This window comes from Methanococcus maripaludis (genome assembly GCF_002945325.1).
Classification (GTDB): Archaea; AGJL01; Methanococci; order Methanococcales; family Methanococcaceae; genus Methanococcus; species Methanococcus maripaludis.
Genome location: NZ_CP026606.1, coordinates 1,292,501 through 1,318,302, shown reverse-complemented (window position 1 = coordinate 1,318,302; position 25,802 = coordinate 1,292,501). Strand labels below are relative to the sequence as shown.

Below are 25,802 nucleotides of genomic sequence, written 5' to 3'. Positions count from 1 at the left end.
TTTAATATATTTAAAAAACATCTGAATACATGGATTAAATTTTAAAAAATAAAAAGAAAAAAGGATTTTAAAGGTATTTTTGAACGAACAATTCAGCATTTAAAACACTTGCTCCTGCAGCTCCCCTTATTGTGTTGTGTTCAAGTGCAGTGTATTTTACAGTGAAGATCGGGTCTTTTCTAACCCTTCCAACAACGATTGACATTCCTTTTCCAGTATTTCTGTCAAGTCTTGGTTGAGGTCTGTCATTTTCTTCCCTTAAAACAATTGGTTTTGCGTAGCTTGGTAAATTTAAACCTTTTAATGGATCAAATTCATTCATTGCTTTTGCAACTTCCTCAGGCGTTGCTTCTTCGGTTGTTTTTACAAATATGCTTTCAGTGTGGCCATCAATTACTGGAACTCTGTTGCAAGATACGCCAATTTTAAAGTTTCCGTTTTTAAAATTGTTTCCGTCCATGCTTCCAAGAATTTTTAATGATTCTGTCTGCATTTTTTCTTCTTCACCGCCAATGTATGGAACCATATTGTCTAAAATTGCCATTGAAGGAACCCCACTGTATCCCGCACCGCTTATTGCCTGCATTGTGGTGATATTTACTAAATCAATTCCAAATTTATCCATTATCGGTTTTAATGAAATTACTGCCCCAATTGTTGAACAGTTTGGATTTGTAATTACTGCACCATCTGAGCACCTGTTGCTTTTTTGCGCTTCAAGCATTCCAAAGTGTTCAGGGTTTACTTCTGGAACAATTAATGGAACGTCTGATTCCATTCTCATTGCTGAAGCGTTTGAAAATACATATTTTCCAGCTTTAGCAAATTCTGGCTCAAGTGTTTTTGCCAGATCTGCCGGTAGCGCTGAAAAAACAATATCAACATCATCATAAGCTTTATCGTTTGGGTCGGTTGAAACAACAGTTGCATTTGCAATTTCTTCAGGAATTGGTTCGGTCTGGTACCAGTAGCATGCATCCTTGTAAGTTTTTCCTGCACTCCTCTGTGATGCGCCAAGCGCTTCGAGTTCAAAAACGGGATGATTTTCAAGCATCTGTATAAATCTCTGTCCAACGTTTCCAGTAGCTCCCAAAATACCTACTTTTATGTTCATTCTTTCACCTTTGGATAAAAATTATTGAAATAATGATTAAGAACACTATTTTTTTAGTAAATATAATTTAAAAGGAATTTATCCTTTTACAACTCCCATCGGTTTCATTTTTGCAACTTTTAAAGATATCCCTGAATCATGGCATATATCTGCAACATTTTCAATATCTTTGTAAGCTTCAGGACATTCTTCTGCAATGACCCCTTTTGAATCTGCCATTACCAAAATTCCTTTCTTTTGGAGTGCTTCCTGAACTTCATTTCCAGTGTAGAGTTTAAGTGCTTTTACTCGACTTAAGGCCCTTCCAGCACCGTGTGCAGTTGATCCAAATGTTTGTTCCATTGCTTTTTCTGTTCCGTGCATTAAATAAGACGCAGTGCCCATATCACCTGGAATTATTACTGGCTGTCCAATATTAACGTAATCTGATGGAATCTCAGCATGACCTGGCCCAAATGCCCTTGTAGCACCTTTCCTGTGAACAACGACATTTTTCAACACTCCATCAATTAAATGCTGCTCTTTTTTAGCAATGTTATGTGCTACATCATATATTATATCCATTTCTAAATCTTCCGCACTCGTTTTAAATATCGTTTCAAAACTTTCCCTTATCCAATGCGTAATTAACTGTCTGTTCGCCCATGCATAGTTTGCACCGCAAGACATTGCTTTAAAGTACTTTTGACCTTCTTCCGAATTTATCGGTGCACATGCAAGCTGTCTGTCGGGTAATTTAATATTATATTTTTTTGCAGCGTTTTCCATGTATCTTAAGTAATCTGCACATATCTGGTGTCCAAGACCTCTTGAACCCGTGTGTATCATTAAAACTACCTGATCAGGTGACACTCCAAACGTTTTTGCAGCATCTTCATCAAATATTTCATCAACATACTGAACTTCTAAAAAGTGGTTACCACTACCTAAAGATCCAAGTTGTGGAAGTCCTCGTTTTTTAGCATTGTCTGAAACAAGCGTTGGATCTGCTTCTTTCATTTTTCCATGTTCTTCAATATGGTTTATATCTTTTTCCCAACCATATCCTTCTTCAACTGCCCATGAAACCCCTTCTTCAAGGACACTATCAATTTCATCTTTTGTAATTCTTATTTTTCCTTTGCTTCCAAGTCCTGAAGGAACATTTTTAAAAATTTCTGATAAAAGTTCCTTTAATTTTGGAGTAACATCGTTTTTCGTTAAATTTGTTTTAACTAGTCTCACACCACAGTTGATATCAAAACCAACTCCGCCAGGACTAATTACTCCTGTAACTTCGTCAAATGCGGCAACTCCCCCGATACAAAAACCGTATCCGTAGTGGCAGTCGGGCATTGCAAGTGAGTACTTTTGAATACCTGGAAGACATGCAACATTTGCAATCTGTTTAAATACATCCGCTTCAAGATGTTCAAACAATAATTCATCAAGGTAAACGTTTCCGGGAACCCTCATGCAGTCTTTATAACTTACTGGAAGCTGGTACGTTTTTTCAGCGATTTTAGTAACCGTAGATTTCATAATTTCACCGGTAAAGAAATGATTTTAAAATCGATAATTCGTATTTTATACTTAAATAAAAGAATAAGTTTATTTAATTAAAAACTTTATTACTCCAAAGTATTAATCTTTACCGTTTTTGGTATTTGGGTGAAAATAATGGCTTTTGAATTTACAATTTACGCAAAAGGACACGAAAATATCAGCGCAAATCACAAAAGTACACTTGAAATTACAAAAGAAAACCACGTGACGTGCACTGGCGACTGCATCATTGGAATTTCTGCAGACAAATCTATGCTCGATTTTTCGGAAAGTTTTAAAGAAAATTTAAGAAATTCGGATAAAATTACTGTTGAAATTGAAGTTGATGGATTAAAAGAAGTAATTACTGGAAAAGGTAACTCAAAATTAACACTTGACCATAAAACAGATATTGTAATTAGAACGAGCGACTTTTCATGTAGTAGGACGTTAATGGTTAATTCAGATAAGGCTTCAAAAGACATAAACCGCGAAATTGTTAAAAAATTAAAAAAAGGAGCAGATTTGAAGTTTAAAATAATTGTTGAATAAATTTATTTTAGCAATTCTAAAATTTCTTTTAGTTTTTTAACGTCGACCTGACCTGGGGCAGATGCTTTTCCTTCCATTGATGCAAAGGTGAGTATTGATCCAAAATCCAAACCCAAAATCCTTGTAAGTTTTCCAGATTCGCCCATGCCAATTGCAATTATTTTTCCAGCATACCTGTTCATCAAATTTAATATTTTTAAAGTATCTTCTTTTGAATGCGCAAACGTTGCAAATTTTGCAATGTCTCCAATTTTTAACTCTTTTTCAACTACATCAATTAATTCGTCAATTTCAGGGGTTTTTTCAAAATCGTGGTATGAAACGATAATTTTCGTAGTTGATCCAATTTCATTTCTATATTTAACCAATTCTAAGTTTTTTTCTTCTTTTAGTTCAATGTCCACAAATTTCACATTATTTTTTATCGCGTGTTTTAAAAGCTCGATTCTTTCATCGTTTGACTTTTTCCAAGCTCCACCTTCCCATTCTGCTCTTATTGTAATTATGGACGGAATTTTTGAAAACTCTTCGATATCTTCAAAATTTACATCATTTAATAAATCAATTCTAAATTCCACAATATCTCCGTATTTTAAAGCTTCTTTTGCGGAATTTATTGCATCAGACACATCTTCATCAATTACAGGAATACAGATCATATATAACACCTATTCTCTATACTTTTTAGATACAACTTCCCTAATCTTTTTAGCAGTTATCGGCCCAACTCCTTCAACAGCCTTCAATTCTGCTTCTGATGCAGTAAATATATCTTCAACCGAATTAAAGTTATCCAAAAGATTTTCAGCCATTACTGGCCCAACATCAGGAAGACCTTCTACCAAAAATTTTTGACGTTCTTTTAAAGACATTGGCCTTTTTCCATATCTTATAGATATTTCTCGTTTTTCTTTTATCTGCTCCCTTTCTGCAAGTTTTACCAAGATATCTGCTGTATCTTCAATATCCCTTGAAAACATTACTGGTATCTGGTAATCGATCATTATTGAAAACATCATACCGCGTATCGCGTTTTCGTGAATTCTAACAAATTCATTTCCTTCGATAATCATTAAAGGTCTTTCATATTTTTTTAAGTCCATTACCTGATTAAACAGCCTTTTATCAATGATTGAGTTTTCAAAGTCCTCTGCAGTTTTTCTCTCAACTGCAACCCTGTCACTTAAAATATAATCCCCGATTTCAAGGGTTTTAAATTCAACTTCTGCTTTTTCTGAAAGGTATCTTCCAATATGACGTTCTCTTGAATCCACTATTATGGTTGCCTTGTTTGGCAGTCCACTTTTACTTTTTTTATCATGTTTTGTCGGTTTCTTTTCTTCTAAGTTATCAGATGTTTTAGAACTTACAACCGATCTTAAATCCATGTAGTGATCTTTATTATTTGTATCATCAAAATTCTCTTTGTTTCCACTTTCTTCTTCCGTTAATTCTTTTAATTTTTTATTTAATGTAGTTTGCATGTTTTTTAGGATATTTTTCATGTTCTTTTCTTTTGCAAGCCCTGCTCGATAATATCCTTCATCCCGAGTTTTTTGTGCAATTAAAACGATTACCTGTCCGCCTTCGCCCCTTGCAGCACGACCTCTTCTTTGAATCATTCTGATTTCTGAAGGAACTGGTTCGTAAAATAAAACATAATTTACACTTGAAATATCAATTCCCTCTTCTGAAACACTCGTTGAAACAAGCACATTTGCCTCATTTTTAAATCGTTCAATTGCTTTTGCCTGTTCTTTCTGATTCATCCCTTTTCCATCTTTATTGGATTGCCCAACAAACATTATTGCTTCAATTCCATTTTCAGAAAGTAAATCCACAATTTTTTGAACTGTATCCCTATACTGTGCAAAAATAATTATTTTTTCGTTTTCTTTTAAAATTTCTTTTACAATTTCAAGCATCTTTTCATATTTTGGATGCTCTATATCGATTTCGTTTAAATTTTTAACCGCCTGAATAAATCTTGGATCATTTGTAATTTCCTTTGCAGACTTTGTATTTTGAGTTAAAAGTTTCTGGTAATAATTTAAAAACGTGCTTTTGCCTTGTGTTTCAAGCATTTCAATTGCATGCTCTAATTTTACAGCTTCAGATGAAATTCGAAGCATTTCATACTTTATATTATCATCCATTGCCATTATTTTTTTGTTTAACCCGAGTAATTCGGATTTATTTACAGTTATAGAATGAATTACCCTATTTTCTTTTAAATCTCTTAAACGATCCTTTAATGCATTTTTTAAAAGAGTTAAATTTACTTCAAACTCTTCGGGAAGTTCGACACGTTTTGGCCGCATTTTAACTTTTGCAACGTATGGTGCAACATCTGGGTCTTCCTCCGTTTTTATTTCAACGTGTTCGATTCCCAAATTCCCACAGATTTCAAATATTCTATCAATGTTTGAACCAGGGGATGCTGTTAATCCTAAAACATGCGATTTTTTCTTAAACTTGTTTGCAACAAACGTGTAAGAGTGGTTTCCAGTTGTGTGATGTGCCTCATCAGCAATTAAAAGTGAAAATTGAGATGGTTTTAAAATTTTAGAAATAATATCGTTTTCTGCAACCTGAGGTGTTGCTATAAAGATTTTACCAGATTCCCACATTGCTTCTCGTTTTTTTGGTGAGATTTTACCGTTTAAAATGACAATCTTTTCTGAATCGATGTTTAAAAATTGATTCATGCTCTTAAAGTGCTGGTCTACAAGCGGCCTTGATGGTGCAATGATTAAAACTTTTCCATCTTGTTTAGATAAAATTCCAGCTATTGTAAGGGCCGCAATTGCAGTTTTACCAAGTCCTGTTCCAAGAACACATAACGTATTTTGCTTTAGTGCACTTGCTACAACGAGTTGCTGGTAAATTCTAGCTTCAATAGTTTCTGGTTTTATCAAAGGATGAGTTACATGCATTAAAACACCATTATTTGGCCTTGCATTAAAAATCCAAGTTTATTAACTTTATATTATTATAAAATATATAACTACTACTTAAAACTTAAAAATAAACCTAAATCAAAAGTAATCTTAAGTAAATCTGATTTTAAAAAATATGAAAAAAGTGTTTAAATTAGTTACTGCTGTTAAAATATTCTTCAACTTTTTCTGCGATTGTTTCAAAAACCCAATTTCTCTTTTCTTCGTCTCTTTCAAGAAGCGTGAATCTCATTCCATTGTGTTCTGAACAGAATGATGTTAAAGGAACACCGCAAATTCCAGTAGATGCAAGTAAGTAATATACAAATCTTTTATCTTCAGGGATTCCTTTTGAAATCGATTCAACATAATTTTTAAGTCCACTATCTTGAATTTTCAAAGATTGGTTTTCATTTAAATATTCTTTTTCTAAAACTATGGTGTTATAGAATGCACCATCAGTTCTGTTTACATTTAGTCCATCGATATTTTTCATTTTATTGTATACGTACTTTGAAGCCGTTTCGTAGTAGCTTTTCCTTTCTTCAAGGTACTTATTATATCGTTTATCAGACATTATCTTTGGAATTACTTTTTGAGGAAGTGTTGTCGAACATACTTCAATCATTTTAAACTTGCAGATGTTTTCAGTGTATTTCTTGAATAATTCATCACTTTGAGTATTGTAAAACTCTGTCCAACCACACCTTGAACCAGGCCATGGCAGATCCTTAGAAATTCCCTTTAAAGAAATCCCTGGAACGTCATCTAAAACTTCTGATAAGTAGTTGTGTTTTTTTCCATTATAAACAAGGTTAGAATATATTTCATCCGCTAAAATGAAAAGGTCGTATTCATTTGCAATGTCTACAACTTCGCTTAATATTTTCTTTGAATAAACTGCACCGGTTGGATTTCCAGGATTTATTAATAATATCGATGCAATTGATGGATTATATTTTACTTTATTTCTCAAATCATCAATATCTGGATTCCATCCGTCATCCTTATCCAATTCATACATTACAGGCCTACAGTTTGAATAAAGTCCTTCTGCAGAAGAATGTGTGGAATATGCGGGTGTTGGGCCAATTACCCTACACTCTTTTCTCATCAAACCGTAAATATTTGTGATAGCGTCCCCTAAACCGTTAAAAAACACGATTTCATCAGGCGTAATTTGTGCCCCATTTCTGCTGTTGTTTAAATCAGTTAAAAACTCCCTCGTTTCTAAAAGACCCCTTGTAGGACAATATCCATAAGAACTGTCATCCATTGTGGTTTCTGAAACTATTTCTTTTATCCAGAGGGGAAGCTTTTCTCCTTTGGCAATAGGATCACCAATATTTTCCCATACAACTTCTAATCCCGAACTTTCGGCTTTTTTAGCCACCTTTACAATTTCTCTGATTTCATAGGACAACTCCCCTACTCCTGAACTGACAATATCGGTTCTCATTGCTTCCACCTCCATCGTGTTTGCTGTATTGTTTAACTTTTGAAATTTTATTTTGAAAGCTTTTTAATAGGGTTCTATTATAGTTGTTATTATTTTCCAATAACGTCTAACTGTTCCCTTTTTATTTTTTAATATATAAAGATAACTATCGAGTGATTTTTTAATAGAGCCCTATTATTTATAAAGTATATAAATAAAATATGAAGAGAATAATTAACCATTAAAGTGTGATATTAATTAGATTTTAAAATTAAAAGTTCAGGAATAAAAACCAAATATAAAATCAACAACATAATATATCAGTTAATTAAGAAATATAAGCAATTATTATCCAAATAGTATTTTATAAATTTTTCCGCAGGTTCTTGGTGAATACAATGGCATCATTATCAGAAATCCACATGAAAAACTTCAAATCATTCAAAAATTCAAAATTAAAAATTCCCGATGGCTTCACTGCAATACTGGGGCCCAATGGATCAGGAAAATCAAATACCATTGATGGCATATGTTTTGTTCTTGGAAAAACTTCGGCAAAATCGCTTCGTGCAGGTAAATTTAACCAGCTTATTACTTATCATAATGGAAAAAGGGAAAATTTCGCAGAAGTTACGCTTATTTTTGATAATAAAGATAGAAAAATGCCTGTAGATTCAGATAAGGTTGGGATATCGCGAAAAGTTAAGATAAACGGCGATAACAACTACTACCTGATTTGGAATGAAGAAAAGGAAGTTAAGGAAAATGGGGAAATAAAAACCGTAAAGGAAGAAAAACGAAAGAAAGTAAAAAAATCTGAAATTTTAGATGTCATTGGAAAAATATCCCTTAGTGCTGATGGATTTAACATTATCCTCCAAGGAGACCTGATAAAAATTATAGATACCACACCAAATGAAAGAAGAAAGATTATCGATGAAATAAGTGGTGTCGCAGAATTCGATGAAAAAGGGGAAAAAGCAAAAAAAGAACTTGAAAAAGCAAGGGAATTCATTGAAAAAATTGATATCAGAATTAATGAAGTAAAAAACAATCTGGAAAAACTTAAAAAAGAAAAAGAAGATGCTGAAACTCATGTTAAATTAACAGAAGAATTAAAAGCAACAAAATACATTTTAACTTCTAAAAAAATTGAATTTTTAAACGGAATTTTGGAAAAAACTAAAGAAGAAATTGAAGCACTCAAAGAAATGAAAGTCTGTTTCTTAAAGGAAATTTCTGAATACGATGCAAAATCAAACGATATTAGAAATAGGCTTCAAAATTTGATAAACGAGCTAAATGAAAAAGGAAATGAAGAGATAATGGAACTTCACAAGTCCATTAAAGAAATGGAAGTAACCGTTGATAACGACAAAAAGTCCTTAAACGGAGCTCTCGATGACTTGAAAAATGTAAATTCGCAATCCGAAAAAAAAGGACAGGATTTAGTAGAAACTAGACAAAAAATAGAAACCATAAGGACCGAAACACTCCAAAAAGAAGCGGAAATTAACACTTTAAAAACTGAAATGGAAAATCTTGAAACTGAAAAGAAGAAGTTGAAGTCAAAGGTTGAAGAAAGTGAAACTCAGACTGAAATATTGAAACAGCAGGAGCGAAAATTATCTGAAAGAATAAATGAAAGTCAGAACGAACTTTACAATTTCAAAAATGAATTTAATGCTCTTGAAAATGAAATTAACAAAAAATCATTTAATTTAACAAAAAATAAAGAAACTATCGAAACCCTGCAAAAAGAACTTGAAGAAATACGTTCAGAACATGAAGATACTAAAAGCCTGTACAAAGAACTTGAGGATGTTGCGGTTGAACTTGAATACTCTAAAAAGAAAGTTGTAACACTTTTAGAAAATAAAAAAGAGTACCAGGAAAAATTGGATAAATCTCATGCCGATTACATAAAAGAAAATGCTAAAATTAAGGCAATGAAAGATATGGAAGATTTCAGCCTTGATAGGGCCGTAAAAAGTGTTCTTGAAGCAAAATTACCTGGAGTAGTGGATATTGCAGGAAATTTAGGAAAAACTGATGCAGAATACAAAACTGCAATTGAAAATGCAGGTGGAAACAGGCTAAATTACATCGTTGTAAAAAGAATGGATGATGGTGCAAGAGCAATTCAGTATTTAAAAAAGAATAATCTTGGTAGAACCACATTTTTACCACTTGATAGGATCAATGGACCAGAAGCTCTTTATCTATATGATGAAGGGATCGTTGGAAGGGCGATTGATCTTGTTGAATTTAAACCGGAATATGAAAACTTATTCAGATATGTTTTTGGAAATACGATCATTGTTGAAAATTTAGATTACGCAAAAACCTTATCAAAAGATCACAAAGCACGATTTGTAACTCTTGAAGGTGAGGTCATCGAGCCATCCGGTGCGATGATTGGTGGACGTTCAAGAAAAAAATCAGTTATTAAAGTTGATATAGACACATCCAAACTTGAAAAACTTGCAGAGCAGATTTCAGAACTCGACGGTACATTATCTGAAACTAAAGATGAAATTGAACGCCTTCAAAATAAAAATGCAACATATTCAACAAGAAAGATGGAACTTGAAAGCAGATTAAAGATTATTAAAGATTTGGAACATAAAAAAGAAGGAATACTCACAAACAATGGAGTAAAAATTAAAGAACTTGAATTGGAATCCCGAAAGCTCGAAGAAGAACTAGATTATTTAGAAGGTTCAAAAGAAGAACTCGAAAGAAAAATCGAAGAATTTACTAAAAAAATTAGTGGATTTACAACCCAAAGGGAAAGGATTTCTGAAGAAATAGCATCTTTTGAAAATTCAGAGCATTCCAAAAGAATCAAGGTAATAGATGAAACTATTCTTAATTTTGAAAAGAAAAAAAATGAATTTGAAAACGAAATAAAAAGGGATGCAGTGCTTATTAAAGAAGTTTTAATCCCAAAAATAAGCGAATTAAATAGCAATATCAAAGAATTAAGTGAAAAAAAGACAATTCTTGAACAAAACATTCAATTCTACAAAAACAATGTTGAAAAGAACTTTGAAATTTTGAAAACCAAAAAAGAACGCTACGAAGACCTTACAAAAGATTTAAGAGAACTTACTGAAAAGAAAGAAGCGTTTGAAAAAGAACTGGAAATATTAAATGGCGAAAAAAGAAGAGTTTACGGAAGAATTAACCAGAACGAAAGTCAGATCAACAGCCTTTCGATTGATAAGGCAAAATATGAAACTAGGCTTGAAGAAGAAGATAGAAAATTATACGTTTGTGAAAATATCGAACAAATATCTGAAGATATTACTTCCAAAATAAAAGAGTTTGATGTAGATGCTCTTGAAAGTCACCAGATCGACCTTGAAGGACATATCAAAAAATTAGAACCTGTAAACATGCGTGCTATTGATGATTATCAATATATTGTAGATAGATACGACGAACTCTTTGAAAAAAGAACTGATTACGAAAACGAAGAAAAAAAATATCTCCATTTAATTGAAGAAGTCAGCAAAAGGAAAAAAGAAGTATTTATGGATGTTTACTTAAAAGTTGCTGAAAACTATGAAAAGATATATACTGAAATTGGGGGAAGTGGAAAATTAAGTCTGGAAAATCCAGAAGATCCATTTTCAGGCGGTTTATTAATTGATGCATCCCCAATGAACAAAAAATTACAGAGCCTGGATGTAATGAGCGGTGGTGAAAAGTCGCTTACTGCACTTGCATTTTTATTTGCGATCCAGCACCTAAATCCTGCTCCGTTCTACGTGCTTGACGAAGTTGATGCTGCACTTGATACAAAGAATGCGGGATTAATCGGTGAAATGATTAAAAATGCATCGAAAGATTCACAGTTCATTGTAATATCTCACCGTGAACAGATGATAAGTAAGTCTGACGTTATGTATGGAGTATGTATGGAAAATGGACTCAGTAAATTAGTCGGATTAAAAATTTAAGATATTTAATATAAAATAATTTTCGGTGAATCTCATGAAAAGTATTTTGGATGAAACTATTGAACTTTCTTCTGATTTAATATCTATAAACTCAGTAAATCCAACTTTTGGTGGAATTGGGGAAAAAGAAAAGTCAATTTACATAAAAAATAAGCTAAAAGAATACCGTTATATGTATTCGATAAAAAATTGCGAAATAATCGAATACAATTCAGTTGATTCAGACGGAATTGAAAGGCCAAATATCGTTTCAAAATACGATTTTGGAAAAAAGGATACCTTAACAATAATTTCACACATGGACATAGTTCCTGAAGGGGACCTTAGCCTCTGGAACTCCAACCCATTCAAAGCCGAAATAAAAGACGGAATAATTTATGGGAGAGGCAGTGAAGACAACCATAAAGGAATAGTTTCATCGTTTTTGCTTTTAAAGATGATTTTTGAAGAAAAAATCGATCCAAAATATAATCTAAATCTAATTTTTGTAGCTGACGAAGAAGACGGCAGTAAATACGGTCTATCTTACCTTGTAAATAATTTTGAAGATGAACTTTTCGGCTCAAAAGATTTAATAATTGTTCCAGATTTTGGAATGCCTGAAGGAGAATTTATTGAAATTGCTGAAAAAAACATACTATGGATAAAGTTTAAAATTACTGGAAAACAGTGCCATGGAAGTGTTCCTGAAAATGGAATAAACGCAGATTTAATCGCATTTTCATTTGGAAAAGGACTTTACGATAAACTCTACGGTAAATATACTGGCATAAATCCAATATTCAACCCCGCATTTTCAACGTTTGAACCCACAATTTTGAAAAATAACATTGAAAACATAAATACAATTCCGGGATACGTTGAATTAAACTTTGACTGCAGAATTATTCCAAAATACGATCCAAAAGAAATCCTAAACGATATTGAAAATTATATTGAAGTTTTTAAAAATGAAATTGAAAAACATATTCTCCATTTTGATATTTCTGAAAAAGAAAATATTTCGATAACTTACGAGATTTTAAAACTTGAAAAAGCAGAAGAAACAAAAAAAGATTCAGAAGTTGTTAAAAAACTAGGTTCTGCAATTAAAAACGTGTTAAATAAAGAACCCATATTATGTGGAATGGGTGGTGGAACCGTTGCCGCATTTTTAAGAGAAAAAGAATACAACACTGCAGTTTGGGGGATTGGAGACGAAACTGCACACCAGCCAAATGAACACGTGAAAATAGAAAATTTAATAAAAATGGCAGAAGTGTATCTTGATATATTAAAATAAGTGGTAGTCGTGTACGTTGTAAAAATTGGCGGAAGTTTAACGAATAACGCAGTGAATATTCTTGAAAATCTTAAAAAATCGGGAGAAAAAGTTGTAATTATGCCTGGCGGGGGAAATTTCGCAAATGTGGTTCGAAATCTTCATGAAAATGAAAAAATTAATGATATTTCTGCACATAAACTTGCAACAATGTGTACGGATATAACTGGAACCTATTTTTCCGAAATTTCGGGGATAAAAACAGCAGATAATCTGTTTGATGCAAAAAAAATCCTGAGAGATGAAAGTATAGTTATAATACTTCCATCAAATATTATACTTAGTACTGATGAACTGCCCTATTCTTGGGAAGTTACTTCGGATTCATTTGCAGCATATATAGCAAAATTATTAAACTCTAAAACACTAATTATAGCCACCGACGTCGACGGAATTTATGATAAATATCCTGAGGGAAAACTATTAAATACAATAAATACAAAAACGATTAAAGGTTTTACGTCTGTGGATAAACACCTACCAAAACTTATATCCGAATACGGCATTAAGTGCTTTGTTGTTAACGGAAATCATCCTGAGAGAATAAATAACATTTTTAAAGGCGTAGTAGATACGTATACGAAAATAACCTTGAAATAAAACACTATGGTGAGAAACATGAAACAAAAATGTACTTCTTGCAATGCAGAAATTGCAGCTAGAGAAAATGCTACAAAATTCTTGTGCCCTAACTGTGGAAAAGCAGAAATCATAAGATGCGAAAAATGCAGAAAATTAAGCAACGGATACAGTTGCCCAGTATGTGGATACGAAGGTCCTTAAATTAATCTAAAAACGAAACTTAGGTGAAAATATGGCTACAGTTATCGCAAAAGTAAAAGTAATGCCTACAAGCCCAGAAGTAGAAAAAGAATCTTTAAAAGAATCTTTAAAAGAACTCGTTGAACAAAACGATGCAAAATGCAGAGGAGTAACTGACGAACCACTCGCATTTGGACTCTACACTGTGTATGTAATGGTTGAAATGGAAGAAAAAGAAGGCGGAATGGACCCTATCGAAGAAGCTATGAACGCTTTAGAAAATGTAGAAAGCGCTGAAGTAGTTGAACTTTCACTCGTTTAATTTCACCAATACTAATTTTTTAAATAACGAAAAATAGCCCTAACTTAAAATAACACTCATTCTAAGCTTTAATTCAAAATATGGGATTGTTATGATAAACTATATAAATAAGTTTAAGCAAATAAAAAAGGCTATTGACTATATGGATGATAGGGGATACTCTATCAATGTAAAACATGAAAATAATCCTGTTATAGAGATTGGAAATAAAAAAACCAATCCAATAATAAAAAACACGATTGGAAACGTGAAAGTACACTACATCAATACAGCTAAACTCCTGTTAAAGATGAGAGACTAACCCGATTGAGGTGAAGACGATGGCTAAACTAAAATACAAAGTTGAAGCTGACCCAAAGAACACTGCAAGAGCTATGGGCAGAACTTTAAGAATATCAAGAAAACATGCTATTGAACTTTGCAGAGAATTAAGTGGAATGAAATTAGATGCTGCTGTTGCATACTTAAACAGAGTAATCGCATTAGAAACTCCTGTTCCATTCAAAGTTCACAACAAAGACTTACCACACAGAAAAGGAAAAATTGGAACACACTCAGGTAGATTCCCACAGAAAGCTTCGTTAGAAATCTTAAACGTTTTAGATAACGCTAAGAAAAACGCTGAGCAAAAAGGATTAAACACAGAAAAATTAAGAATTAAACACATATCATCAAACAGAGGCTTCACAATTAAAAGATATATGCCAAGAGCATTTGGTAGAGCAAGCCCTAAAAACCAAGAAACAATACATATCCAAGTAATCCTTGAAGAATTCTACTAATGGTGAAACAATGATTGAAAGAACATTTGTTGGAGAAAATGTTTCCGAAACATTAATCGACGAATACTTTAAAACTAAATTAGTTAGAGCAGGATACAGCCACATCGATTTCAAAAAAACACCAATTGGAACAAGAATAACTGTATTCGCTGAAAAACCAGGTTTCGTTATCGGAAGAAAAGGAAAAATGGTTAAAGAATTAACTGAAACACTCGCAACAGAATACTCAGTTAAAAACCCACAAATTGAAGTTAAACAGGTTGAAAACCCAGATTTAGACCCTGCTGTTGTTGGACACAAGATCGCATCTTCATTAGAAAGAGGAATGCACTTTAGAAAAACAGCTCACTCAGCAATAAGAAGAGTTATGGGTTCAGGCGCTAAAGGTGTTGCAATCATAGTTTCTGGAAAATTATCCGGAGAAAGGTCAAGAACTGAAAAGTTCATGGACGGATACATGAAACACTGCGGTGAACCTGCTGAAGCACTTGTAAACAAGTCACACCAATTAGCAAAATTAAAACTCGGTATTGTTGGAGTTACTGTAAAAATAATGAGACCTGACGTATCATTACCTGATGAAATTGTAATTTCATCCGGCGAAATCAAAGAAGTTAGTGAAATTAGTGAAGTATCCCAAGAATAAGGTGATGTAAATGGCGATCTTAAAAGCTAGCGAAATAAGGGAACTTTCAGTTGAAGAAATGAAAGGAAAAATCGCAGAATTGAAAAGAGAATTAATGAAAGAAGGCGTAAACAAGTCAACAGGCGGTGCACCTTCAAATCCAGGTAAGATCAGCGAAACCAAAAGAACAATCGCTAGAATCTTAACAATCATGAAAGAAAAAGAAGCTCAAGCAGAAAATGCTTAAGCATAATTTTAAATACCATCAATCAGTATGTATATCCAGTATACTTATAACAAAATTAGTCTATCAAGATGAGAGGTGCATTGATGCCAGAGATTTGTCCTATATGTGGTTTACCAAAAGATTTGTGTGTCTGTGAAGAGATTGCAAAGGAAGAACAGAAAATTAAAGTTTACGTAACTAAAAGAAGGTTTGGTAAGCTGATGACAGTCGTCGACGGCTTTGATGCGGACTTGATTGATGTAAAAGATTTGGCTAAAAAGTTAAAAGATATATGTGCCTGCGGCGGAACTGTAAAGAAAGATTCTATCGAGTTACAGGGAGACCACAGGAGAAAAGCTGAAGAAACCCTAATCAAAATGGGATTCTCAAAAGACATGATAGATGTCAGATAATTAACTATTCACATGAGTATGTGGATACTGAAAAATGTACACCCCCATGCTCAAAGGGTAGGGACACCCATGAAATTGTCACAAAATATATTGAGACATGAACTAATTGGATTAAACCTTGAAGTTGTAAAATCTACAGATTCTGGTTTGATTTCAACAAAAGGTAGAGTAATTAACGAGACTAGAAATACGCTAGTTCTTGAAAAAGAAAACGGCAAGGAAATTACCCTCGTAAAAGAAATTTCAACATTCAGAATTCAATTTGAGTCTGAAAATGTTGTAAAAATCGATATCGATGGAAGACTACTTGTTGGACGACCTGAAGACAGGTTAAAAAGAAAAATAAAACAACTCTACTCGTACTAAGCTTCTCAGCTATTTTAAATGTCCCAAATTGAAAATAAGAATTAAAATTTAAGTTCTAAACAGGCGTTAGTGGTATTTGTGAAAACATTATATACCTGTAGCCCGTATTAAATCTGGAACTTTAAAATCGACATTAAACACTCTAAATAATTAGGAGGTATGATTATGTCAAACATTGGAATCGATGTAAAAGCTCCTGAAAACGTTTGTGAAGATCCTAACTGTCCATTCCACGGAACTTTATCCGTAAGAGGACAAATATTCGAAGGAATCGTTACAAGTGACAAAGGACACGACACAATCGTAATCAAAAGAGAAGTTACTGGATACATATCCAAGTACGAAAGATACGAAAAAAGAACAACTTCATTGGTTGCACACAACCCTGCATGCATCAAAGCAAAAGTTGGCGACACTGTGAAAGTTATGGAATGCAGGCCTATCAGTAAAACAAAATCATTTGTTGTAATTGAAAAAACTGAAAACCTGGAATAATCCTTTAAAAGGTGAATATTATGAAAGGACTAGGTTCAAACATCGTAAGATCATTACCTAACGGAGCTAGACTCGTCTGTGCAGATAACACAGGTGCAAAAGAGCTCGAAGTAATTGCAGTTAAAAACTACGTAGGTACTGTAAGAAGGTTACCTGCAGGTGGTGTAGGCCATATGGTTTTCGTTTCAGTGAAAAAAGGTACTCCTGAAATGAGAAAACAGGTTTTACCTGCAATTATCATCAGACAGAAAAAAGAATACAGAAGAGCTGACGGTACAAGAGTAAAATTCGAAGATAACGCAGCTGTTATTGTTACCCCAGAAGGAACACCAAAAGGTTCAGAAATTAAAGGTCCAGTTTCAAAAGAAGCTGCTGAAAGATGGCCTGGTGTTTCAAGATTAGCTAAAATTATTCACTAATTAGGCATGTGGTGAAATCATGGTTTTGACAAACTCAAAACAGCCAAGAAAACAAAGAAAAGCACTCTACAACGCACCATTACATTTAAGAAATAGCGTTATGTCTGCAATGCTAGCAAAAGAATTAAAAGAAAAATACGCTAAAAACTCCCTTCCTGTGAAAAAAGGAGATACTGTAAAAGTACTCAGAGGAAATTTCAAAGGAATTGAAGGGGAAGTTTCAAAAGTTGACTACGCAGGATACAAAATCATTGTTGAAGGAGTAGTTAACAAAAAACAAGATGGAAATGAAACAGCATATCCAATTCATCCATCAAATGTTATGATTACCAAATTGGACGAATCAGACGAAAAGAGATTTAAAAATTCAAGTAACTAAGAGGTGTGAGCATGGCAATTAAAGGACCTAGAAAACATCTTAAAAGATTGGCTGCTCCAGCAAATTGGCAACTTCCTAGAAAAGTGAAAACATTTACGGTAAGACCATCACCTGGACCACATTCAATGGATAAATCCTTGCCATTATTGTTAGTTGTAAGAGATGTATTAAAATATGCTGACAATGCAAGAGAAGCTAAAAAAATTATCCAAACAGGAAAAATTTTAATCGATGGATTAAAAAGAAAAGAGTACAAACACCCTGCTGGATTAATGGATGTTTTATCAATCCCTGAAATGGATGAAACTTACCTTGTATTATTTGACGAAAGCGGAAGAATCAGCTTGAAAAAAACTGATAAAACCGATGTAAAATTGTGCAAAATCGTAAACAAAACTGTCGTTAAAGGCGGAAACATTCAATTAAACCTTCACGATGGTAGAAACCAGATTGTAAAAGTTTCAGATGCTGCAAAAGCTGAAGAAGATGTTTACAAAACTGGAGACAGTGTTTTAATTTCAATTCCAGAACAGTCAATTGCTGGACATGTTGCATTTGGCGAAGGAAAATTAGCATACATCACTGGCGGTAAACACGTTGGAGAATTTGCTAAAATCGTTGAAGTTGAAAACAGAGCATTGTACTCAGATATTGTAACTTTAGAAAACAAAGATGGCGAGAAATTTAAAACCGTTAAGCCTTACGTATTCATCGTAGGTCAAGACGAGCCAGTAATTTCGATGTAATGCCCATAAAATTAGAGGAGGACGAAACATGTCATTCCAAGAAGTTTGGGAAAAAGAACCTATGAAAAAACCAAGAATCCAAAAAGTCACCGTAAACTTCGGTGTAGGTGAAGCTGGAGATAGGTTAACAATAGGTGCAAAAGTTATTGAAGAACTCACCGGCCAATCACCAGTAAGGACTTTAGCTAAACAGACAAACCCTGCATTTGGTATCAGAAAAAAATTACCAATTGGATTAAAAGTAACATTAAGAGGAAAAAAAGCTGAAGAATTCCTCAAAAATGCGTTCACTGCTTTCAAAGCATGTGGTAAAACACTCTTTGCGTCATCATTTGACCAGGTTGGAAACTTCTCATTTGGTGTTCCTGAACATATTGACTTCCCCGGTCAAAAATACGACCCATCAGTTGGAATCTATGGTATGGATATCTGTGTAACCTTTGAAAAATCAGGATACAGAGTAAAATCAAGAAAAGTAAAAAGAAGCCACATTCCAGAGAAACACTTAGTTACCAAAGACGAAGCTATCGAATACATCCAAGCTAAATTCGATACTGAAGTAGTTAGGGAATAAGGTGAAAGAATGACAAAAACACCATTTAAGACAAAATACGGCCAAGGTTCAAAAGTTTGCAAAAGATGCGGAAGAAAAGGGCCAGGAATCATCAGAAAATACGGATTAAATTTATGCAGACAATGCTTCAGAGAATTAGCACCAAAACTAGGATTTAAAAAGTACGATTAAGGACAAGGAGGTAACAATATGAGTTTAATGGACCCTCTTGCAAACGCATTAAACCACGTATCCAACTGCGAAAGTGTGGGTAAAAACGTAGCTTACTTGAAACCTGCTTCAAAATTAATTGGAAGAGTTCTAAATGTTATGCAGGATCAAGGATACATTGGAAACTTCGAATACATTGAAGATGGAAAAGCAGGAGTCTACAAAGTTGATTTAATCGGACAAATCAACAAATGTGGGGCTGTAAAACCAAGATACGCTGTTAAAAACCACGACTTCGAAAAATTCGAAAAAAGATACTTACCGGCTAAAGGTTTCGGATTGTTAATCGTAAGTACCCCAAAAGGATTAATGACACACGACGAAGCTAGAAACGCTGGAGTAGGTGGAAGATTAATTTCTTACATATACTAAGGACATTATGGAGGTATTCTTATGCCAGTTGCAGCTTTAATAAGGGAAGAAATCGAAATTCCTGAAAACGTCAACGTTGAAATTAACGGCAGCACAGTTGTTGTTAAATCTGGTGCAAAAGAACTTAAAAGAGAATTAATGTACCCAGGAATTGAAATAAGCACAGAAGACGGAAAAGTTGTTATTGAGTGTGCATTCCCAAGAAAAGCACAAACCGCAATTGTTGGAACCTACAGATCACACATTCAAAACATGATCACAGGTGTTACTGACGGATTTGAATACAAATTAGTAATCAGATACGCTCACTTCCCAATGAAAGTTAGTGCTAAAGGAAACACTGTAATGATTGACAACTTCTTAGGAGAAAAATACACTAGAACTGCTAAAATCATGGATGGAGTCACTGTAAAAGTTAGTGGTGAAGACGTGGTTGTAAGTGGAGCTAACAAAGAATTTGTTGGTCAAACCGCTGCAAACATCGAACAAGCTACTAAAGTTAAAGGAAGAGACACAAGAATATTCCAAGATGGCATCTACATTGTAGAAAAAGCAGGGAAAGTATTATAAGGTGGTCTCATGAGTGAATTCAAAAGATTAATGAGATTAAAACTCAAAATGAAACAAAAAAGACCTGAATTTAAAAGACAGGACTGGTTCAAGTGTTCAAGAATTGGAACTAGCTGGAGAAGACCTTTCGGTAAACACAGCGGTATGAGAATAGGATTGACACACAGAGCTGCTGTTGTTAACACAGGCTACAGAGGACCTGTTCTTGTTAGAGGTTTACACCCATCAGGTTTACAAGATATTCTTGTTAACAATGTAAAAGAATTAGTTGCATTAAACCCTGAAGTTCAAGGCGCAAGAATTGCAGCTACCGTTGGTAAAAGAAAAAGAATAGAAATCGTTAAAAAAGCTAATGAATTAGGAATTAGAGTGTTTAACGTATCCAAACAAAAACAGGAAGAATTCTTAAGTTTATAATCTCGCTTAAGATATAAGGTGATATTATGGATGTATCAACCCAGAGAAGAATTGCTGCAGCTGTTTTGGATTGCGGTATCGACAGGGTATGGATTGATCCGGAAAACCTGGAAAAAGTCAAAATGGCAATCACCAAAGATGACATTAGACTCTTGATTAACGATGGAATCATTGTTAAAAAACAGGAAAAAGGAATCAGCAGCGCTAGGAAAAAAGAAGTTCAAGAACAGAAGAGAAAAGGAAAGAGAAAAGGACCTGGTTCAAGAAAAGGGGCTAAAGGTGCTAGAACGCCTAAAAAAGAGAAATGGATGAACACAATTAGGCCGCTCAGAAAAATGCTGAAAGAATTAAGAGAAAATGAAAAAATCGAAAGATCAGCATACAGAAAACTCTACAGAATGGCTAAAGGTGGAGCATTCAGAAGTAGAAATCACATGAAATTATACATGAAAGAACATGGAATTTTAGCTGAATAATTCAAATTTAAGGAGGAATGACTATGGCAATGAACGCCAAATTCAGAGTTCCTTTTAGAAGAAGAAGAGAAGGAAAAACAGATTTCAGACAAAGATTAGGATTATTATTGTCTGGTAAACCAAGATTAGTTGCGAGAAAATCCTTAAACAATGTGACCGCTCAGCTTATGGCATACGATGAAAAAGGAGACGTTGTCTTAGTTTCAGCACACTCCAAAGAACTCGTTAAAATGGGCTACAAAGGCCACTGCGGAAACTTACCTGCTGCATACTTAACAGGTTTATTGTTAGGTGCAAAAGCAGTTAAAGAAGATGTAAAAGAAGCAGTTTTGGACAAAGGTCTTCACAGAGCTACCAAAGGAGCTGCAATTTTCGCTGTTTTAAAAGGTGCACTTGATGCAGGTATGGATATACCTCACGGTGATAAAATCATCGCAGATGAAGAAAGATTAAACGGAACTCACGTTAAAAATTACGCTGAAAGCTTAAAAGAAGATGCAGATGCGTACAAAAAACAGTTCTCAAAATACTTAGAAAAAGGATTAAACCCAGAAGACTTGCCAGAACACGTTGAAGAACTGAAAGAAAAAATCCTTAACTTATAAGGTGATATAAATGGCTGAAAAAAGAGCTGAAAAAAGAAAATTCAATACCGAAGCTTGGGAGCCAAAAACCCAAATTGGTAGAATGGTTAAGGAAGGAACAATTTCAGACATTAGCTACATTATGGATAAAGGTCTTCCATTATTAGAACCTGAAATTGTTGATGCACTTTTACCTGATTTGGAAGAGCAAGTTTTGGACGTTAAATTAGTTCAAAGAATGCACAAATCTGGAAGAAGAGCAAGATACAGAGCAACTGTTGTTGTTGGTAACAAAAACGGTTACGTTGGAGTAGGCATGGGTAAATCAAAAGAAGTTGGCCCTGCTATCAGAAAAGCAATTGCTCACGCAAAATTATCATTAATCAAAGTTAGAGTTGGCTGCGGTTCATGGGAATGCGGTTGCGGATCACCTCACTCAATCCCTTTCACAGCTAAAGGAGCTTGTGGTAGCGTTAAAGTAGAATTACTCCCTGCACCAAGAGGTGTTGGTTTAGTTGCTGGTAACGTTGCAAAAGCTGTTTTAGGTCTTGCAGGTGTAAAAGATGCATGGACTAAAACATTTGGTGACACAAGAACCACATACAACTTTGCTGAAGCTACATTCGATGCATTAAACAACTTAAACTTCGTAAGATGCTTGCCTAACCAAAAGGAAAAATTAGGTCTTACAGAAGGAAGAGTACTCTAATTTATTACTTTTTAAAAAAGGTGATTAAAACATGGCTTACGCAGTTGTAAGAGTCAGAGGAAGCGTAGGTGTTAGAGGAGACATCGCAGATACCATGAAGATGTTAAGACTACACCGTGTAAACCACTGTGTTATAATTCCAGATACAGAACACTACACTGGAATGATAAAAAAAGTTAAAGACTATGTAACCTACGGTGAAATCGATAAAGATACACTTGTAGCTTTAATTTTAAAAAGAGGAAGACTTCCTGGAAACAAAAGATTATCTGAAGAACTCGTAAAAGAGTTAACAGAACTTCCAGTTGAAGAGTTAGCTGAAAAAGTAATTGCTGGCGAAATTAAAATAAAAGACACACCAATAAAACCTGTATTCAGATTACATCCTCCAAGAAAAGGATATGATAGAGCAGGAGTTAAAAAAGGATTCTCAATTGGTGGTGCCTTAGGTTACAGATCTGGTAAAATCAACGATTTATTGAACAAAATGATGTAATTTAAGGTGATTTAATGATTAGAAAAAGCAAAAAAATCACGAAAAAAAGAGGCTCCAGAACCTGCGGATATGGAGAAGCTAAAAAACACAGAGGCGCTGGCCACAGAGGTGGTAGGGGTAACGCTGGTCACCAAAAACATAAATGGTTGTCCGTCTGTAAATTCAATCCTGACTACTTTGGTAAATACGGATTCAACAGAAACCCTTGCCTTATAAAACAGTTAGAAACTATCAACATTGGAGAATTAGAAGAATACATCTTAAAATACAAAGATGCATTCCAAGTAGAAGAAGGTAAAGTTGTAGTTAACGCTACCGAAATCGGATTCGAAAAAGTTCTCGGAAAAGGAAGAATCTCAACCGCAATGGTTGTAAAAGCAGTTGAATTCTCTGAAGGAGCTAAAGAAAAAATTGAGGCTGCCGGTGGAGAATTTGTTGAATTGTAATTCAATTAAGAATCACTTATTCCATTTAATTCTGCTTTTTCTTATTTTTGATAGTGGATACTATGAATATCCCAATCATTTAAATACTCATTTTTTAATATCTTTTAATGTTGTGAAACCGATATTTAATACATTTTCCAAAGATTATCACAATTACACTATTTGATAACAAATTTGTAAATTTTCTCGTTTATTGAAATTTATCATGTTTATTCCAAGGTGAAAATTTGGAAAGTTTTCTATTAAAAATAAAACCTATACTTGAATTAATACCTGAAGTAAAAAGACCGCTAAGAGAAATTTCATTTAAAGAAAAATTACAATGGACTGCACTTGTGCTTGTACTCTACTTTATTTTGGGTACAATCGATATTTACACGGGCGGTTCAGAAATGCCTGCAATATTTGATTTTTGGCAGACCGTTACTGCTTCTAAAATGGGTACTTTAATTACGCTTGGTATCGGGCCAATTGTAACTGCAGGAATTATTATGCAGCTATTGGTCGGATCCGAACTTATAAGTCTGGATCTATCAAAACCAATGAATAGGGCACTATTTCAGGGTTTACAAAAGTTATTTGGTATAGCATTATGTTTCCTCGAAGCTTTGATGTTTGTTGGAGCAGGGGCATTTGGTGCATTAACCCCACTAATGACTGCAGTGTTAGTATTCCAGCTTGCACTTGGTGCGATATTAATTATTTATTTGGATGAAATTGTTTCAAGATACGGTATCGGATCAGGTATCGGTCTTTTCATTGCAGCAGGAGTCTCACAAACAATATTTGTAGGAACCTTTGGTGCAGAAGGATATTTATGGAAATTCTTCACTGCAATGACTGCAGGAAGTTTATGGACTGCATTGGAATATATTTTACCGATTTTAGGTACAATACTTGTATTCTTAGTTGTAGTTTACGTTGAAAGTATCAGAGTAGAAATTCCACTAGCACACGGAAGAGTAAAAGGTGCTGTTGGAAAATACCCAATAAAATTCATTTATGTTTCAAACCTGCCAGTTATCCTTGCTGCAGCATTGTTTGCAAACATACAGCTTTGGGGAATGTTTTTAGAAAAAATGGGTTTCCCAATTCTCGGGCACTATACGAGTGGTAGGGCAGTTGATGGACTTGCATACTACTTCTCAACACCGTATGGAATTTCTAGCCTGACTGCAGATCCGCTTCATGCAGTATTTTACACTGTAATGATGGTAATATTCTGTATCTTGTTTGGTCTTTTCTGGGTTGAAACCTCAGGACTTGACGCAAAATCAATGGCTAAAAAACTTGGGAATCTCGATATGGCGATTAAAGGATTTAGAAAAAGCCAAAAATCAATTGAACAACGTTTAAAAAGATACATAACACCAATTACAGTAATGGGTTCAGCATTTGTTGGATTTTTGGCCGCAGCTGCTGACTTTACTGGTGCACTTGGAGGAGGTACTGGAGTATTGCTTACAGTATCAATTGTATACAGATTATACGAACAGCTCGTTCAAGAACAACTCTCTGAACTTCACCCATCAATTGCGAAGTTCATAAGAAAATAAAACTTAAAAAAATAACTAAAATAAAAAATTTTTACTTTTTTAAAAAATATTAAATCCGATGTATTTTGTATATAAAATACTCAAAATTCCAAAAAAGGCTTCGATTGCCCATAACACAAGTACTATTTTATATTCTTCCATTGCTTTTTTCATTAAAATCATTCTTGGCAATGACAGATATCCGCCTTCAACACATAACTTTCCATTTTTTAATTTAGTAGGTGTAAATACAGTATCTTTTTTTGTAACTCCTGCAGTAAACTGCTTTAAAAGTGCATCAACCACGAATGGAATCATTAGTATAAATAATTCCGGAATAAATCCTCTCCATACTGCAATAGTTGCTAAAAATGCACCGATTGGAAGGGTTCCAGTGTCCCCAGGAAATACCTTTGCAGGGTATCGGTTGTAGTATAAAAGTCCGAGATACGCTGCTGAAAATAAAATCAAAACTTTAAATCCAAATATATCTCCATTCATCAAGCATACTGCCGCCATAAATAAACAGAGAAGTATCCCCATTCCAATTTCAAGACCGTTGAAACCTGCAAGCATGTTTGTTAAATTTGATGAGATAAAAATTCCAAGGATTAAAAGAATGGATGGTAAAAAACCCAACTTTAAAAAAAATGCGACTGGAAAGCCGATTAAAAATGTTAAAACTATCTTTTCTTTTGAATTTAATCTTGAAATGTCGTCGATTACCCCAACAAATCCCGGTAAAAATATACTTAGAGAAATTGCCGGGTTGAAAAATAACATTACAACAGACGATACAACTACGGGTGATAACCCACCCATTTCTGCCACCTTGATTTTATCGGCCTTATGAAGGTCATAACCATACTTGTAATTAACCATTTTTTTAATCATGAACTTTGTGAATATCAGAGAAATTACAAAAGAAAATAAAGCAGATAAAACAAAATATAAATCCATAACATCACCATTTATACTATTAAAACATAATTCAATTGATAAACTATTTATATATACATTAT

General features: G+C 33.9%; 33 protein-coding genes. 27 read left to right on the top strand and 6 right to left on the bottom strand.

Features of this window, described 5'->3' with window-relative positions:
* Positions 1-67: 67 nt before the first annotated feature.
* Positions 68-1,114 (bottom strand): aspartate-semialdehyde dehydrogenase, encoded by a 1,047-nt coding sequence (asd, locus tag MMJJ_RS07195; RefSeq protein ID WP_104838242.1) that lies wholly within the window; start codon positions 1,112-1,114, stop codon positions 68-70.
* 78 nt (positions 1,115-1,192) lie between these two features.
* On the bottom strand, positions 1,193-2,635 hold the full coding sequence (locus tag MMJJ_RS07190; protein WP_104838241.1) for an RtcB family protein: 1,443 nt from the start codon (positions 2,633-2,635) through the stop codon (positions 1,193-1,195).
* A 138-nt stretch (positions 2,636-2,773) separates the two neighbouring features.
* On the opposite strand from MMJJ_RS07190, the gene MMJJ_RS07185 reads away from it, so the two are divergent.
* Positions 2,774-3,190 (top strand): DUF371 domain-containing protein, encoded by a 417-nt coding sequence (locus tag MMJJ_RS07185; RefSeq protein ID WP_104838240.1) that lies wholly within the window; start codon positions 2,774-2,776, stop codon positions 3,188-3,190.
* 2 nt (positions 3,191-3,192) lie between these two features.
* Here the strand turns inward: MMJJ_RS07185 and aroD are convergent, their stop codons facing one another.
* From aroD to MMJJ_RS07170, 3 genes are all read right to left on the bottom strand, one after another.
* On the bottom strand, positions 3,193-3,849 hold the full coding sequence (gene aroD, locus MMJJ_RS07180) for a type I 3-dehydroquinate dehydratase (protein ID WP_104838239.1): 657 nt from the start codon (positions 3,847-3,849) through the stop codon (positions 3,193-3,195).
* A gap of 9 nt (positions 3,850-3,858) precedes the next feature.
* Positions 3,859-6,126, bottom strand: coding sequence for a DEAD/DEAH box helicase (locus MMJJ_RS07175; protein WP_104838238.1), 2,268 nt, complete (start codon positions 6,124-6,126; stop codon positions 3,859-3,861).
* Positions 6,127-6,283: 157 nt separating this feature from the next.
* On the bottom strand, positions 6,284-7,588 hold the full coding sequence (locus MMJJ_RS07170; RefSeq protein ID WP_104838237.1) for a pyridoxal phosphate-dependent aminotransferase: 1,305 nt from the start codon (positions 7,586-7,588) through the stop codon (positions 6,284-6,286).
* 377 nt (positions 7,589-7,965) lie between these two features.
* Here MMJJ_RS07170 and smc point away from each other — a divergent pair, with 377 nt between their 5' ends.
* The 26 genes from smc to secY all read left to right on the top strand — a co-directional run bounded on the left by smc (position 7,966) and on the right by secY (position 24,801).
* Positions 7,966-11,535 carry a chromosome segregation protein SMC gene (gene smc, locus MMJJ_RS07165; RefSeq protein WP_104838236.1) on the top strand — a complete coding sequence of 1,190 codons (3,570 nt, stop codon included), beginning with the start codon at positions 7,966-7,968 and terminating at the stop codon, positions 11,533-11,535.
* Between the two features lie 34 nt (positions 11,536-11,569).
* On the top strand, positions 11,570-12,817 hold the full coding sequence (locus tag MMJJ_RS07160; RefSeq protein ID WP_104838235.1) for a M20 family metallo-hydrolase: 1,248 nt from the start codon (positions 11,570-11,572) through the stop codon (positions 12,815-12,817).
* Positions 12,818-13,456 (top strand): [5-(aminomethyl)furan-3-yl]methyl phosphate kinase, encoded by a 639-nt coding sequence (gene mfnE, locus MMJJ_RS07155; protein WP_104838234.1) that lies wholly within the window; start codon positions 12,818-12,820, stop codon positions 13,454-13,456. It begins immediately after the preceding gene.
* An 18-nt stretch (positions 13,457-13,474) separates the two neighbouring features.
* The gene (locus tag MMJJ_RS07150) at positions 13,475-13,639 is read left to right on the top strand and encodes a zinc finger domain-containing protein (protein ID WP_011171344.1); all 165 of its coding nucleotides are present in this window, start codon (positions 13,475-13,477) and stop codon (positions 13,637-13,639) included.
* A 31-nt stretch (positions 13,640-13,670) separates the two neighbouring features.
* Positions 13,671-13,940 carry an elongation factor 1-beta gene (locus MMJJ_RS07145; RefSeq protein WP_011171345.1) on the top strand — a complete coding sequence of 90 codons (270 nt, stop codon included), beginning with the start codon at positions 13,671-13,673 and terminating at the stop codon, positions 13,938-13,940.
* Positions 13,941-14,082: 142 nt separating this feature from the next.
* Positions 14,083-14,241, top strand: coding sequence for a hypothetical protein (locus MMJJ_RS07140; RefSeq protein ID WP_231856887.1), 159 nt, complete (start codon positions 14,083-14,085; stop codon positions 14,239-14,241).
* 19 nt (positions 14,242-14,260) lie between these two features.
* Positions 14,261-14,722 (top strand): 50S ribosomal protein L22, encoded by a 462-nt coding sequence (locus MMJJ_RS07135; RefSeq protein ID WP_011171347.1) that lies wholly within the window; start codon positions 14,261-14,263, stop codon positions 14,720-14,722.
* Positions 14,723-14,732: 10 nt separating this feature from the next.
* On the top strand, positions 14,733-15,368 hold the full coding sequence (locus tag MMJJ_RS07130; protein WP_011171348.1) for a 30S ribosomal protein S3: 636 nt from the start codon (positions 14,733-14,735) through the stop codon (positions 15,366-15,368).
* Positions 15,369-15,378: 10 nt separating this feature from the next.
* On the top strand, positions 15,379-15,594 hold the full coding sequence (rpmC, locus tag MMJJ_RS07125) for a 50S ribosomal protein L29 (RefSeq protein WP_011171349.1): 216 nt from the start codon (positions 15,379-15,381) through the stop codon (positions 15,592-15,594).
* 83 nt (positions 15,595-15,677) lie between these two features.
* Complete coding sequence (yciH, locus tag MMJJ_RS07120) at positions 15,678-15,986, top strand: stress response translation initiation inhibitor YciH (RefSeq protein WP_011171350.1); 309 nt, start codon at positions 15,678-15,680, stop codon at positions 15,984-15,986.
* A gap of 69 nt (positions 15,987-16,055) precedes the next feature.
* Positions 16,056-16,352 (top strand): ribonuclease P protein component 1, encoded by a 297-nt coding sequence (gene rnp1 / locus MMJJ_RS07115; protein ID WP_013999758.1) that lies wholly within the window; start codon positions 16,056-16,058, stop codon positions 16,350-16,352.
* Positions 16,353-16,517: 165 nt separating this feature from the next.
* Positions 16,518-16,847 (top strand): 30S ribosomal protein S17, encoded by a 330-nt coding sequence (locus tag MMJJ_RS07110; protein WP_011171352.1) that lies wholly within the window; start codon positions 16,518-16,520, stop codon positions 16,845-16,847.
* 20 nt (positions 16,848-16,867) lie between these two features.
* A complete protein-coding gene (locus tag MMJJ_RS07105; RefSeq protein WP_011171353.1) occupies positions 16,868-17,266 on the top strand; it encodes a 50S ribosomal protein L14 in 399 nt (132 codons plus the stop codon).
* Positions 17,267-17,285: 19 nt separating this feature from the next.
* Positions 17,286-17,645: a 50S ribosomal protein L24 gene (gene rplX / locus MMJJ_RS07100; RefSeq protein WP_011171354.1), complete on the top strand. Its 360-nt coding sequence runs from the start codon at positions 17,286-17,288 to the stop codon at positions 17,643-17,645.
* 11 nt (positions 17,646-17,656) lie between these two features.
* Positions 17,657-18,391, top strand: a complete 735-nt coding sequence (locus MMJJ_RS07095) for a 30S ribosomal protein S4e (RefSeq protein WP_011171355.1) — start codon at positions 17,657-17,659, stop codon at positions 18,389-18,391.
* A 28-nt stretch (positions 18,392-18,419) separates the two neighbouring features.
* Positions 18,420-18,965 carry a 50S ribosomal protein L5 gene (locus tag MMJJ_RS07090; protein WP_011171356.1) on the top strand — a complete coding sequence of 182 codons (546 nt, stop codon included), beginning with the start codon at positions 18,420-18,422 and terminating at the stop codon, positions 18,963-18,965.
* A gap of 9 nt (positions 18,966-18,974) precedes the next feature.
* A complete protein-coding gene (locus MMJJ_RS07085; RefSeq protein ID WP_011171357.1) occupies positions 18,975-19,136 on the top strand; it encodes a 30S ribosomal protein S14 in 162 nt (53 codons plus the stop codon).
* 18 nt (positions 19,137-19,154) lie between these two features.
* Positions 19,155-19,547, top strand: coding sequence for a 30S ribosomal protein S8 (locus MMJJ_RS07080; RefSeq protein WP_011171358.1), 393 nt, complete (start codon positions 19,155-19,157; stop codon positions 19,545-19,547).
* A gap of 21 nt (positions 19,548-19,568) precedes the next feature.
* Complete coding sequence (locus MMJJ_RS07075) at positions 19,569-20,117, top strand: 50S ribosomal protein L6 (RefSeq protein ID WP_011171359.1); 549 nt, start codon at positions 19,569-19,571, stop codon at positions 20,115-20,117.
* 9 nt (positions 20,118-20,126) lie between these two features.
* A complete protein-coding gene (locus MMJJ_RS07070; protein WP_011171360.1) occupies positions 20,127-20,534 on the top strand; it encodes a 50S ribosomal protein L32e in 408 nt (135 codons plus the stop codon).
* A 26-nt stretch (positions 20,535-20,560) separates the two neighbouring features.
* On the top strand, positions 20,561-21,010 hold the full coding sequence (locus tag MMJJ_RS07065) for a 50S ribosomal protein L19e (RefSeq protein WP_011171361.1): 450 nt from the start codon (positions 20,561-20,563) through the stop codon (positions 21,008-21,010).
* Positions 21,011-21,033: 23 nt separating this feature from the next.
* Entirely contained in the window at positions 21,034-21,615 is a 582-nt protein-coding gene (locus MMJJ_RS07060; protein ID WP_011171362.1) for a 50S ribosomal protein L18, read from the top strand.
* 10 nt (positions 21,616-21,625) lie between these two features.
* Complete coding sequence (locus MMJJ_RS07055) at positions 21,626-22,303, top strand: 30S ribosomal protein S5 (RefSeq protein ID WP_011171363.1); 678 nt, start codon at positions 21,626-21,628, stop codon at positions 22,301-22,303.
* Between the two features lie 31 nt (positions 22,304-22,334).
* Entirely contained in the window at positions 22,335-22,799 is a 465-nt protein-coding gene (locus tag MMJJ_RS07050) for a 50S ribosomal protein L30 (RefSeq protein ID WP_011171364.1), read from the top strand.
* A gap of 14 nt (positions 22,800-22,813) precedes the next feature.
* Positions 22,814-23,245, top strand: coding sequence for an uL15 family ribosomal protein (locus MMJJ_RS07045; RefSeq protein ID WP_011171365.1), 432 nt, complete (start codon positions 22,814-22,816; stop codon positions 23,243-23,245).
* 227 nt (positions 23,246-23,472) lie between these two features.
* Positions 23,473-24,801, top strand: a complete 1,329-nt coding sequence (secY, locus tag MMJJ_RS07040) for a preprotein translocase subunit SecY (protein WP_011171366.1) — start codon at positions 23,473-23,475, stop codon at positions 24,799-24,801.
* 39 nt (positions 24,802-24,840) lie between these two features.
* On the opposite strand, the gene MMJJ_RS07035 is transcribed toward secY, so the two are convergent.
* Positions 24,841-25,740, bottom strand: a complete 900-nt coding sequence (locus MMJJ_RS07035) for an MraY family glycosyltransferase (RefSeq protein ID WP_104838233.1) — start codon at positions 25,738-25,740, stop codon at positions 24,841-24,843.
* Positions 25,741-25,802 lie beyond the last annotated feature (62 nt).

Bases quoted from the DNA above. Each gene is read 5' to 3' on its own strand.
- asd (WP_104838242.1), bottom strand. From the start codon at position 1,114: ATGAACATAAAAGTAGGTATTTTGGGAGCTACTGGAAACGTTGGACAG.
- MMJJ_RS07190 (WP_104838241.1), bottom strand. From the start codon at position 2,635: ATGAAATCTACGGTTACTAAAATCGCTGAAAAAACGTACCAGCTTCCA.
- MMJJ_RS07185 (WP_104838240.1), top strand. From the start codon at position 2,774: ATGGCTTTTGAATTTACAATTTACGCAAAAGGACACGAAAATATCAGC.
- aroD (WP_104838239.1), bottom strand. From the start codon at position 3,849: ATGATCTGTATTCCTGTAATTGATGAAGATGTGTCTGATGCAATAAAT.
- MMJJ_RS07175 (WP_104838238.1), bottom strand. From the start codon at position 6,126: ATGCATGTAACTCATCCTTTGATAAAACCAGAAACTATTGAAGCTAGA.
- MMJJ_RS07170 (WP_104838237.1), bottom strand. From the start codon at position 7,588: ATGAGAACCGATATTGTCAGTTCAGGAGTAGGGGAGTTGTCCTATGAA.
- smc (WP_104838236.1), top strand. From the start codon at position 7,966: ATGGCATCATTATCAGAAATCCACATGAAAAACTTCAAATCATTCAAA.
- MMJJ_RS07160 (WP_104838235.1), top strand. From the start codon at position 11,570: ATGAAAAGTATTTTGGATGAAACTATTGAACTTTCTTCTGATTTAATA.
- MMJJ_RS07150 (WP_011171344.1), top strand. From the start codon at position 13,475: ATGAAACAAAAATGTACTTCTTGCAATGCAGAAATTGCAGCTAGAGAA.
- MMJJ_RS07145 (WP_011171345.1), top strand. From the start codon at position 13,671: ATGGCTACAGTTATCGCAAAAGTAAAAGTAATGCCTACAAGCCCAGAA.
- MMJJ_RS07140 (WP_231856887.1), top strand. From the start codon at position 14,083: ATGGATGATAGGGGATACTCTATCAATGTAAAACATGAAAATAATCCT.
- MMJJ_RS07135 (WP_011171347.1), top strand. From the start codon at position 14,261: ATGGCTAAACTAAAATACAAAGTTGAAGCTGACCCAAAGAACACTGCA.
- MMJJ_RS07130 (WP_011171348.1), top strand. From the start codon at position 14,733: ATGATTGAAAGAACATTTGTTGGAGAAAATGTTTCCGAAACATTAATC.
- rpmC (WP_011171349.1), top strand. From the start codon at position 15,379: ATGGCGATCTTAAAAGCTAGCGAAATAAGGGAACTTTCAGTTGAAGAA.
- yciH (WP_011171350.1), top strand. From the start codon at position 15,678: ATGCCAGAGATTTGTCCTATATGTGGTTTACCAAAAGATTTGTGTGTC.
- rnp1 (WP_013999758.1), top strand. From the start codon at position 16,056: ATGAAATTGTCACAAAATATATTGAGACATGAACTAATTGGATTAAAC.
- MMJJ_RS07110 (WP_011171352.1), top strand. From the start codon at position 16,518: ATGTCAAACATTGGAATCGATGTAAAAGCTCCTGAAAACGTTTGTGAA.
- MMJJ_RS07105 (WP_011171353.1), top strand. From the start codon at position 16,868: ATGAAAGGACTAGGTTCAAACATCGTAAGATCATTACCTAACGGAGCT.
- rplX (WP_011171354.1), top strand. From the start codon at position 17,286: ATGGTTTTGACAAACTCAAAACAGCCAAGAAAACAAAGAAAAGCACTC.
- MMJJ_RS07095 (WP_011171355.1), top strand. From the start codon at position 17,657: ATGGCAATTAAAGGACCTAGAAAACATCTTAAAAGATTGGCTGCTCCA.
- MMJJ_RS07090 (WP_011171356.1), top strand. From the start codon at position 18,420: ATGTCATTCCAAGAAGTTTGGGAAAAAGAACCTATGAAAAAACCAAGA.
- MMJJ_RS07085 (WP_011171357.1), top strand. From the start codon at position 18,975: ATGACAAAAACACCATTTAAGACAAAATACGGCCAAGGTTCAAAAGTT.
- MMJJ_RS07080 (WP_011171358.1), top strand. From the start codon at position 19,155: ATGAGTTTAATGGACCCTCTTGCAAACGCATTAAACCACGTATCCAAC.
- MMJJ_RS07075 (WP_011171359.1), top strand. From the start codon at position 19,569: ATGCCAGTTGCAGCTTTAATAAGGGAAGAAATCGAAATTCCTGAAAAC.
- MMJJ_RS07070 (WP_011171360.1), top strand. From the start codon at position 20,127: ATGAGTGAATTCAAAAGATTAATGAGATTAAAACTCAAAATGAAACAA.
- MMJJ_RS07065 (WP_011171361.1), top strand. From the start codon at position 20,561: ATGGATGTATCAACCCAGAGAAGAATTGCTGCAGCTGTTTTGGATTGC.
- MMJJ_RS07060 (WP_011171362.1), top strand. From the start codon at position 21,034: ATGGCAATGAACGCCAAATTCAGAGTTCCTTTTAGAAGAAGAAGAGAA.
- MMJJ_RS07055 (WP_011171363.1), top strand. From the start codon at position 21,626: ATGGCTGAAAAAAGAGCTGAAAAAAGAAAATTCAATACCGAAGCTTGG.
- MMJJ_RS07050 (WP_011171364.1), top strand. From the start codon at position 22,335: ATGGCTTACGCAGTTGTAAGAGTCAGAGGAAGCGTAGGTGTTAGAGGA.
- MMJJ_RS07045 (WP_011171365.1), top strand. From the start codon at position 22,814: ATGATTAGAAAAAGCAAAAAAATCACGAAAAAAAGAGGCTCCAGAACC.
- MMJJ_RS07035 (WP_104838233.1), bottom strand. From the start codon at position 25,740: ATGGATTTATATTTTGTTTTATCTGCTTTATTTTCTTTTGTAATTTCT.